At 70.6% G+C, this 10198-nt stretch carries 7 protein-coding genes; 3 read left to right on the top strand and 4 right to left on the bottom strand.

The window, feature by feature from the left end; genetic code table 11:
- Positions 1–74: 74 nt before the first annotated feature.
- Positions 75–1232: a hypothetical protein gene (locus tag MTE01_RS13750; RefSeq protein WP_141378075.1), complete on the top strand. Its 1158-nt coding sequence runs from the start codon at positions 75–77 to the stop codon at positions 1230–1232.
- Positions 1233–1292: 60 nt separating this feature from the next.
- Here the strand turns inward: MTE01_RS13750 and MTE01_RS13745 are convergent, their stop codons facing one another.
- Together MTE01_RS13745 and MTE01_RS13740 are read right to left on the bottom strand one after the other, a co-directional pair.
- Positions 1293–2006, bottom strand: coding sequence for a hypothetical protein (locus MTE01_RS13745; protein ID WP_141378074.1), 714 nt, complete (start codon positions 2004–2006; stop codon positions 1293–1295).
- A gap of 39 nt (positions 2007–2045) precedes the next feature.
- Complete coding sequence (locus tag MTE01_RS13740) at positions 2046–3827, bottom strand: glycoside hydrolase family 15 protein (protein ID WP_116239517.1); 1782 nt, start codon at positions 3825–3827, stop codon at positions 2046–2048.
- Between the two features lie 113 nt (positions 3828–3940).
- Here MTE01_RS13740 and MTE01_RS13735 point away from each other — a divergent pair, with 113 nt between their 5' ends.
- On the top strand, positions 3941–5302 hold the full coding sequence (locus MTE01_RS13735) for a glucose-6-phosphate dehydrogenase (RefSeq protein WP_141378073.1): 1362 nt from the start codon (positions 3941–3943) through the stop codon (positions 5300–5302).
- Between the two features lie 159 nt (positions 5303–5461).
- Complete coding sequence (locus MTE01_RS13730; protein WP_141378072.1) at positions 5462–6046, top strand: nitroreductase family protein; 585 nt, start codon at positions 5462–5464, stop codon at positions 6044–6046.
- A 256-nt stretch (positions 6047–6302) separates the two neighbouring features.
- Here MTE01_RS13730 and MTE01_RS13725 read toward each other — a convergent pair whose 3' ends face one another.
- Both MTE01_RS13725 and MTE01_RS13720 read right to left on the bottom strand, forming a co-directional pair.
- A complete protein-coding gene (locus MTE01_RS13725; protein WP_103207952.1) occupies positions 6303–8501 on the bottom strand; it encodes an ATP-dependent Clp protease ATP-binding subunit in 2199 nt (732 codons plus the stop codon).
- A 618-nt stretch (positions 8502–9119) separates the two neighbouring features.
- Complete coding sequence (locus tag MTE01_RS13720) at positions 9120–10127, bottom strand: GlxA family transcriptional regulator (RefSeq protein ID WP_141378071.1); 1008 nt, start codon at positions 10125–10127, stop codon at positions 9120–9122.
- Positions 10128–10198 lie beyond the last annotated feature (71 nt).

Here is a 10198-nt window from a genome sequence, read left to right as displayed (position 1 = left end):
GGGTGGATGCCGGGGGCACCGGCATCCACCCGCCCCTTCTCTTCGCCTTCGCCAGACGCGTCTAGGCTTTTCGGGTGCTTCGCCTTCTCGCCTCCGCCGCCTTCGGAGTGGTGATCGGCAGCCTGCTCGTCACCCTGCTCGGAAACCCGGACACGGGGATGCCGATCTTCGGTGTCTCGATCACGGTGTTCGTCATCGCGGTGACCGTCACCCGATTGGCGAGCGGACTCTCCGCCTCGATCCCCTCGCCCGCCGCTGTGCAGGAGGCGCGTGACGCCCGCCGTCTCGGGCGCGCGCGCATCGACTCGGTGAGACAGACCGGCACGTTCATCAACGAGCAGCCGGTCTGCGACGTCGACGTGACGGTGATGGCGCTCACGGGAGAGGCGTGGGCGACCACCGTCCGCAAGATCGTCCCGCTGACCGAGCTGCCGGCGTACCAGTCCGGCGTCGAGCGCGATGTCGTCATCCTGCTCGACGGCGGCCCCGAGGTCGCCTTCGCCGACGGGGAGCTCTCGCCCGCCGAGATCGAGAGCCTCGTCGTCCCCCCGCGTTCCGAGGTCGAGATGCGGCCGATCCCCCCGGGGACACGCGTCGACAAGGGGCGCCGCCGCGGTCCCCTCATCGGCATCGGCCGCCGCGGACGCCCCCTGCGTCTGCTGGTGTTCGCTCTGGTCGCGGTCCTCGCGGCCGGCGCCGTCGTGCTGCCGTTTCGAGAGGCGGCCGGCCTGAGCCTCGCCGCGTGGTCGGAGGGCCGGTGGAGCGTCGATATGCGCCGACCCGACGCGCTCCTCACGGCCGAGAGGTCGCTCGAGGAGGCGATCGGCCACGACCGGGTGGTATCGATCACCGTCATTCCGGATGCCGTGATCGTGAACGCCCCGATCCGCGTCGGGGCCATCGAGACCGACGAATGGACCTATCGCGCGGGCCGCGTCAGCCACGACGGCCCGGCCAGCGGCCAGCCCCAGGTCGCGGAGGAGCAGTTCTCGTGGTCAGACGTGGCGCTCGAGCGGATCTGGCCGGCCATCGAGAAGGCGTCGGCCCAGAGCGGGCTACCGGCAGACGGGGCGACGGTGTCCATCCGCCGCACGACCGACACCGACCTGGACAGCCCGACCTTCAACCGCAGCGTCGAGGCGCCGGAGATGTCGTTCGGACTGCGCGATGACTACCGCGACCAGTTCTTCCGCCTCGATGCCACCGGAACCGACCTTCGCGCGACGGGCTGAGCGATCCGTCATCCGTCGAGGCCTGTGAACGATGCAGGTCGGTGGGGCGGCTTGCCTCCGCTACTGCGCCACGTACGCGGTGACGCTCGGGGACAGACGGATCGGGATGCCGGTGACGTCGGAATCATCCGGGTCGCCGATCGCGACGGTGAGGGTGTCGTCGACGCCGAAGATCGCGGCCCCGTCCTGTGCTCCGCTCGCGCAGCCGGCCGACCAGGGCCGGTTGTCGGTGGAGGTGAACGTCACGATGCAGCGTCCGTCGCCGTCGTCGGGCTGGGCGAGGTAGATGCGGAAGTCGCTGACCGTCGCGATGTACCGCGTGCTCGCCGCGTCGATGCCGCTGTCGCGCAGGATCTCGGCCGAGATGACGTCCTCGACGGTCTGCGGGAACGTGAGCTCGGGGTAGGCCGCCGCCGCGGGATCGGGGGTCGCGGCCATCGTCGGCGCCGTGCTCGCGCCGATCGCGATGCCGATGCCGAGCAGGGCCAGAGCGCCGACGACGGCCGCCACGATACGCAGCGCGCGCCGGGGCGTGAGGCGGGTGGCATCCGGGAGACGGGGAGTCTCGGGAGGGGGCTGCTCTCCGACGGTGGGGACCGGGGCGACGGCGGCGGGAGGCGGCGCTGGTGCGGCGAGGACGGGCATCGGACGGTCGGAGCGACGGGCCTGGTCCTCGAGTTCGGCGAGACGCTCGATCATCGCCGGCGTCGCGGACGCCCCCTCGGCCCCGTACACGCGTTCGCGCAGCCGGCGCAGCTCGACGTCGTCGTCCATGCGTCGACTCTAGGGCCGCGTCGGTGCGTCGAGGCGGACTCAGGACTCTGCGGGGGACGCCGTGGCGTCGAGCGCGTCGGCCGCGCCGACCAGGGCGAGGTGCGAGAGCGCCTGCGGGGTGTTGCCCGCCTGACGACCGGTGGTGGGGTCGTACTCCTCCGACAGCAGACCGAGGTCGTTGGCGACGGCCGTCAGACGCTGCATGAGCGCGACGGCCTCGTCGCGACGACCGCTGTGGGCGTACTGCCCCACGAGCCAGAACGAGCACGCGAGGAAGGGATGTTCGTCTCCGGTCAGGCCGTCGACGCCCGTCGTGCGGTAGCGCAACAGCCACCCGTCGGGCATGAGCGTCTCTTCCATACGGGCGACGGTGGCGAGCATGCGCGGGTCGTCGTAGGCGCAGAAACCGACCTGCGGCAGGACGAGAAGGGACGCATCGACCTCGTCGGTGTCGAAATGCTGGGTGAACCACCCGCCCGCGTGCACGCCGCGGGCGTCGATGTCGGCCCGAACGCGATCACGAAGGGCGCGCCACGTGGAGACGTCGCCGTCGCGCCCGCCCTCTTCGACGGCCCGGATCCCGCGATCGAAAGCCGCCCACACCATCGCTCGCGAGTGCGTGAAGAAGTGGGGTTCGCCGCGCATCTCCCAGATGCCGAGGTCGGGGCGGTCGACCTCGCTCGCCAGCTGGTCGAGGAGTGCGCGCTGCAGCGACCACGAGAAGGTCGTCTCTTCGACACCCGCGGTGCGCGCCGCTTCGAGAGCGACCATCACCTCGCCGATGACATCGGCCTGGTACTGGTCGACCGCGCCGTTGCCGATGCGCACCGGCGCCGCGCCGCCGTAGCCGGGGAGGCTGGGGATCTCGCGTTCGGGGAGGTCGCGCTCCCCCGCGATGCCGTACATGATCTGCACGTCGGCAGGGTCGCCGGCGATCGCGCGCAGAAGCCAGTCGCGCCAGCGGTGCGCGGCGTCGAGGTAGCCGTGGTCGATGTAGGCGCTGAGGGTGAGCGCGGCGTCGCGGAGCCAGACGTAGCGGTAGTCCCAGTTGCGGGATCCGCCGAAGGCCTCGGGGAGCGAGGTGGTCGCCGCCGCGACGATGCCGCCCGTCTCGGAGTGCGTGAGAGCGCGCAGCACCATGAGCGAGCGGGTGACGAGGGCCGCGTGCGTTCCCGCGGACTGCACGCGGTCCGCCCACGCGGCCCACCACTCGCGGGTGCGTTCGAGCGCCGCCTCGACATCGAACGCGGCCGGCGGGTCCTGCCAGGACGGTCCCCAGGCCAGGACCGAGTCGACGCTCCGGCCCGCTTGCGTCGTCCACCGCGCACGGTGGGCGGTGTCGACGGCGATGAGACGCGGCCCGCGGATCGTCACGGCATCGGGGCCGGCCGCGGCGAGGATGACGTGCTCGTCACCATGACCGATCTGCTGCACCCATGGCACCGCTCGGGCGTAGTCGAACCGCAGACGCACCTCACTGACGAAATCGACAGCGCCTGAGACCCCGACCACACGGCGGATGAGGGCCTCGACGCCCTCGTCGACGGGCATGGCGTCGTAGACGTCGGCGATGCCGGTCGAGGTCTCCCACCGCGTGACCAGCACGAAGGTGTCTCCGTCGTAGCGCCGGATCGCGCGCGCCTCGGGGTCGGCCGGGCGCAGCGACCACGCGCCGTGCGACTCGTCGCCGAGCAGAGCGCCGAACATCGACCCGCTGTCGTACCGCGGCAGGCACAACCAGTCGACGCTCCCCGCGGAGGAGACGAGGGCGGCGGATCGGCAGTTGCTGAGGACCGCGTAGTCCTCGATCGGAGTCGTCACCCTCGGATTGTGGCAGGTGCCGCCGACATCGGGGCTATCGATCTCGCTAGTGACTCCCCCGTGCCCGCTGCAAGCGTCCCGGCGATGTCGGAAGCGGGCGCTACGGTGGCCACATGGCGGCGGACACCACCCTGATCATCCTGGGCGCTTCGGGCGACCTCACCTCGCGACTGCTCCTCCCGGCCCTCGGCCAGTTGCTCTCGCGCGAGCCGAACCGGTCTGTGCGCCTGCACGGCGCGGGCATGGAGGATTGGACCGACGAGCATTGGCGCGAGGTCGTGCGAAAGGCCTTCCACACGATGGATGCCGACGACGCCTTCGCCTCCGTCTCCGAGACGACGTACTCGCAGGCCGACATCACGAAGGCGGCCGATCTGCAGAAGCTGCTCGACGACGCCGAGGGCCGTCCGGCCCTGTACTTCGCGGTGCCTCCGGCGGTCACCGAGAAAGCGTGTCTCGCGCTCAGCGACGTGACCATCCCCGAGCACACGATCCTCGCCCTCGAGAAGCCGTTCGGCACCGACGAGGCGAGCGCCCACACGCTCAATACGCAGCTGGCGACCCTCGTGCCCGAAGACCAGGTCTTCCGCATCGACCACTTCCTCGGCCGGTCGACGGTGCTGAACCTGCTCGGCACGCGTTTCGCGAATCGCATCGTCGAGAGCGTCTGGTCGGCCGACGACATCGCCTCGATTCGCATCGACTTCCCCGAGGCCCTGGGCCTGGAGGGGCGTGCCGGGTACTACGACGCCGCCGGCGCCCTGGTCGACATGATCCAGAGCCACCTGCTGCAGGTCATGGCCTTCGTCACGATGGAGCCCCCGGCATCCCTCGATCAACTCGATCTGCGCGACGCGACCTCAGCGGTACTCCGCGCAACGCACGTGAAAGACGACGACCCGGTCGCGAACTCGCGCCGCGCGCGCTACACCGCCGGCGACGTGGGCGATCGCCACTTCTCGTCGTACGTCGACGAGCCGGGCGTCGACGCCTCGCGCGGCACCGAGACGCTCGCCGAGATGACCGTCGAGGTGCGCACCGCCCGTTGGCAGGGGGTTCCGATCCTGCTGCGCTCGGGCAAGGCGCTCGGCGTCGGAGACCCGGCCGTCACCGTGACCTTCAAGCCCGTGCGCCACCTTCCCGACGGGTTCATCGGCGAGAACGAGCCGTCCGAGATGGTGTTCTCGCTCGGGCCCGACACGATCAGCCTGGGCCTGAACATCAACGGCGCCGACGACCCGCTCGATCTCGAGCGGGTCAACCTCTCCGCCCATCTCGGCGAAGGCGCGCTCAAGGCCTACGGCGAGGTGCTCTCCGGCATCCTCGATGGGGACGCCATGCTCGCCGTCCGCGGTGATGCCGCCGAGCAGTGCTGGCGCATCGTGCAGCCGGTCATCGACGCGTGGCGCAAGAACGAGGTGCCGCTCGACGAGTATCCGGCGGGTACCGCGGGCCCCGCGTCGTGGAAGGCGTGATCGACGCTGCGACAAGGGGCGGTTCTGCGGCCCGGCGTGACGCGGGACGGCGTCTCATCACAGACGCATAAGTTCATACGGGAACACTCGGCCCATCGATGGCGTTGAGTGGTGCGGGTCAACGGCGTCCCGCATCAGTCCCCGTTCTCAGGAGTACCCATGTCTCTCGCGCTCGACCGCACCGCCCCCACCGACGCCCCCATCCTCGACGTGCTCGCCGAGCGATGGAGCACCCGCGTCTTCGACCCCGAGACGCCGATCGACGAGTCGGCCCTCCGCTCCGCTCTCGAGGCCGCCCGTTGGGCTCCCTCGGGCATGAACTTCCAGCCGTGGCGCTTCATCGTCGCGCGCCGGGGTACGGCCGCGCACGAGCGTGTCGTCGCCTCGCTGATGGGCTTCAACCAGGCCTGGGCCCCCGCGGCCGGCGCTCTGCTCGTCGTTCTCGCCGAGACCGAGACCGAAGACGGCGAAGCGCGCGCCTGGGCGATGTACGACAGCGGTCAGGCCGCCGCCCACTTCACGGTCCAGGCCCACGCCGGGGGCCTCGCGACCCACCAGATGGGCGGATTCGTCGCCGACGACCTTCGCGCGGCGTTCGACATCGACCCCCGCTTCACCCCCGTCACCGTCATCGCGGTCGGCACCCTGGGCGATGTCGACGCGGCCGAAGAGGGCCTGCGTCAGCGCGAGCTCGCCCCGCGCGAGCGCCGTTCGGTCGAGGAGTCGCTGCTCGTCGACGACTGAGTCACGGCATCCGGCCCCGTCTGCCGCGCCCACGCCGTCCGCCCGCACCACGCTGCGCAACAGCCGCGGGACGGGCGGCGTTCCTCGTGTCTTGACCACGCATAAACGCGATCCGCGCGTATAAACGCTCTCTCCTCGCGTTTATGCGCGGAAAGAGCGTTTATGCGTGACCGGAGCCGGCCGGGGCCCACGAAACGGCGGGCCGAACGCGGAGGAGGGATGCCACGCACCCGACGTGGCACCCTCGTCCGCCGAACTACTCGACGATCTCGGCCTCGATCACGTCGTCGTCGCCCGCCTCCGGTTGCGCGGGGCCGGTGCTGACGAGCGCGAGCGAATCGCCGTCGCTCGCCACATCGACCCGCACGACGTCGCCGTCGCGCACCGTTCCGGCCAGGATGGCCATCGCGAGGCGGTTCTGGATCTCGGTCTGGATGAGGCGACGCAGCGGCCGCGCTCCATACACCGGGTCGTACCCGCGCTCGGCGAGCCACGATCGGGCGTCGGGAGTGACCGCGAGGCTCAGCCGGCGCTCGCGCAGGCGCTGGTGGAGCGCGTCGACCGAGAGTTCGACGATCTGCGCGAGGTCGTCCTGGCTGAGAGCCTGGAAGATCACGATGTCGTCGAGGCGGTTCACGAACTCCGGCTTGAAGGCCTGGCGCACGAGTGCCTGCACCTGCTCGCGCTTGGTCTCCATCGACAGGGTCGGGTCGATGAGGATCGGCGACCCCAGGTTCGACGTCAGCACCAGGATGACGTTCGTGAAGTCGACCGTACGGCCCTGGCCGTCGGTCAGGCGGCCGTCGTCCATGACCTGCAGCAGCACGTCGAACACCTCGGGGTGCGCCTTCTCGACCTCGTCGAGCAACACGACACTGTAGGGGCGCCGGCGCACGGCCTCGGTCAGCTGGCCGCCCTGCTCGTACCCGATGTACCCCGGAGGGGCACCGACCAGCCGCGAGACGGAGTGCTTCTCGCCGTACTCCGACATGTCGATGCGCACCATGGCGTGCTCGTCGTCGAAGAGGAAGTCGGCGAGCGACTTCGCCAGCTCGGTCTTGCCGACACCGGTCGGACCGAGGAACAGGAACGAACCGACCGGCCGGTGCGGGTCGCTGATGCCCGCGCGCGAGCGACGGACGGCGTCGGACACCGCTTTCACGGCATCCCGCTGTCCGATCAGGCGCCGACCGAGCTCGCGCTCGAGGTGCAGAAGCTTCTCGGTCTCGCCCTGCAGGAGGCGACCCACCGGAATACCCGTCCACGCCGCGATCACGGACGCGATGTCCTCATCGGTGACCTGGTCGTTGACCATGCGGTCGCCCGCCGGTTCTTCGCGCTCGGCGACCATGAGCTCGCGCTCGAGAGCGGGGATCTCGGCGTACAGCAGACGCGACGCCCGCTCGAGGTTGCCCTCGCGCTGAGCGCGCTCGGCGTCGACGCGAGCGGCATCCAGTCGGGTCTTCAGATCGCCGACGCGGTTGAGCGAGGCCCGCTCCCGCTCCCAGCGAGCCTGCAGGTCGTCGAGCTTGGCCTGCTCGGCCGCGAGGGTCTCGCGAAGGGTGGCGAGGCGCTCCTTCGAGGCGTCGTCCTTCTCCTTCTTCAGAGCGAGTTCCTCGAGCTTGAGGCGGTCGACGTGTCGTCGCAGTTCGTCGATCTCGAGCGGTGCGGAGTCGATCTCCATTCGCAGGCGCGATGCGGCTTCGTCGATGAGGTCGATCGCCTTGTCGGGGAGCTGACGCGCGGGGATGTAGCGGTTGGAGAGGGATGCCGCGGCCACCAGCGCCGTATCGGCGATCGCGACCTTGTGGTGGGCTTCGTATCGCTCCTTGAGACCGCGCAGGATCGCCACGGTGTCTTCGACCGTGGGCTCACCGACGTAGACCTGCTGGAAGCGCCGTTCGAGGGCGGCGTCCTTCTCGATGAACTCGCGGTACTCGTCGAGCGTGGTCGCTCCGATCAGGCGCAGTTCTCCGCGCGCGAGCATGGGCTTGAGCATGTTGCTCGCCGCCACCGAGCCCTCACCGCCACCCGCGCCCATGAGCACGTGCAGTTCGTCGATGAACGTGATGATGCGCCCGTCGGACTCGGTGATCTCTTTGAGGACGCTCTTGAGGCGCTCCTCGAACTGGCCGCGGTACATCGCACCGGCGACGAGCGCCGAGATGTCGAGCGAGACCAGCTCTTTGTTCTTGAGGCTCTCGGCGACGTCGCCCGCGACGATGCGCTGAGCGAGGCCCTCGACGACGGCGGTCTTGCCGACACCGGGTTCGCCGATGAGCACGGGGTTGTTCTTGGTGCGCCGAGTGAGCACCTGGCTGACGCGGCGGATCTCGCCGTCGCGCCCGATCACGGGGTCGAGCTTGCCCTGGCGGGCCCGGTCGGTGAGGTTGATGCCGAACTGCTCGAGGGCGCTACGCGCGTCCTCCTGCCCCGGCTGTTGTGTGGCGTTCATGTGTTCTCCCGGAAGTCTGTTCGCCGCTGCAAAAAGTTGAGCGGAATTGGCTCAAGTTTAGCAGCGAGGAGTGCGCGGGACAATGGGGGTCGAGTCGCCCCGATCAGGGGCCGCGGCACGGGGGGCGACCCGGTCGACGTCGAGGCGGGCCGCCATGCGGAGCAGTGCCGCGACGCGCCGGTGGGTGCGGCGTCGACGCGGCGCGTCGGCGTCGTTGTCCGTACGACGGTCGCGCTCCGCGGCTCGGCGTCGGGCGCGACCCGCATCCCGCCGCGCACGGCAGTTCGGACCGTCACGCGGAGCTCCGGCCCGACACGCCGTGACCACGACCGCCTGAGCAGCGCATCGGCCGGGAACTCCGCACGACGGCAGGGGATGCCGGGCCGTGGGGCCGGGGTGCAGGGCCATAGGGCCGAGGTGCCGGGCCATAGGACCGAGGTGCCGGGCCGGGGTGCCCGGCCGTGGTGCCGGGCCGTGGTGCCCGGCCGTGGGGCCGCGGGGCCGGGCCATAGGGTTGGGGGGCCGGGCCGGGGTGCCCGGCCGTGGCGCCGGGCCGGGGCGCCGGGTGCCGGACCACCGGGACGGAACCCGTGGTGGCCGGAACCCCGAACGGCGGGGTCAGGCCGGGATCGGCTCCGCGTCTCGCGCGGCAAGATCGGCCCCGGACGCCGCGGGCTCACTGCACGAGAAGCGCGCACGGTACGCCGTGGGGGTCAGCCCCATCGTGCGGGCGAAGTTCTGCCGAAGCACGGCCGCGGATCCGAAGCCGCACTCCGCGGCGATCCGGTCGAGGCCGAGGTCGGTCTCCTCGAGCAGCCGCTGGGCGTGGAGCAGGCGCTGCCGCGCGAGCCACGCGGCAGGGGTCGCGCCGAGGTCCGCTTTGAAACGGCGGGCGAAGGTGCGCGGCGACATGTGGGCGCGCGCCGCGAGTCGTTCGACCGAGAGCTCGGCATCCAGGTTCTGCAGCATCCACTCGGTCACCGGGGCGAGCGAGAGCGAGGAATCGATCGGGATCGGCGAGGCGATGAACTGCGCCTGACCGCCGTCGCGCTGGGGGGCGACGACCATGCGGCGAGCGATGCGGTTGGCGAGTTCGGAACCCAGCTCCTGACGCAACAGGTGAAGGCTGGCGTCCAGCCCGGCCGCGGTGCCGGCGCTGGTGATGATGTTCCCGGACTGCACGTAGAGCACGTCGGGGTCCACCTCGATCTCGGGGTACATCCGCGCCATGACGTCGGCGTAGCGCCAGTGCGTCGTTCCGCGCTTGCCGTTGAGGACTCCGGAGGCCGCGATCACGAACGACCCGCTGCACACGCTCAGCAGCCAGGCACCCCGGGCGTGCGCCGCGCGCACGACGTCGAGCACACGCGGGTCGACGGCTCCCCATTGCTCGCGCGGGATCGGCGCGAGCACGAGGATGTCGACGTCGGCGGCGGCCTCCAGACCACGTTCGACGTTGATCGAGAACCCGATGTTCGACGGCACGACGCCCGGGTCGGGCGCGACGATCCGGAAGTCGAAGTTCGGGATGCCGTCGTCGCTACGGTCCAACCCGAACGCCTCGCAGGCGAGACCGAATTCGAAGGGGGCGAACCCGGGCTGGATGACGACGGCGACCGAGCGCATGCGAACCTCCGGTGTGGCAGAAATCTTTTGGCAGGCGTCCATCATGCCACTCGTGGGCACCATTCCTCTAC

It is taken from the genome of Microbacterium testaceum, from assembly GCF_006539145.1.
Lineage (GTDB): Bacteria > Actinomycetota > Actinomycetes > Actinomycetales > Microbacteriaceae > Microbacterium > Microbacterium testaceum.
Note: the sequence above shows the minus strand (reverse complement) of the source record. Positions and strands in the feature narration are given on the sequence as shown.

Coding starts and splice junctions, on each gene's coding strand:
- MTE01_RS13745 (WP_141378074.1), bottom strand. CDS start 2,006: ATGGACGACGACGTCGAGCTGCGCCGGCTGCGCGAACGCGTGTACGGG.
- MTE01_RS13735 (WP_141378073.1), top strand. CDS start 3,941: ATGGCGGCGGACACCACCCTGATCATCCTGGGCGCTTCGGGCGACCTC.
- MTE01_RS13730 (WP_141378072.1), top strand. CDS start 5,462: ATGTCTCTCGCGCTCGACCGCACCGCCCCCACCGACGCCCCCATCCTC.
- MTE01_RS13725 (WP_103207952.1), bottom strand. CDS start 8,501: ATGAACGCCACACAACAGCCGGGGCAGGAGGACGCGCGTAGCGCCCTC.
- MTE01_RS13720 (WP_141378071.1), bottom strand. CDS start 10,127: ATGCGCTCGGTCGCCGTCGTCATCCAGCCCGGGTTCGCCCCCTTCGAA.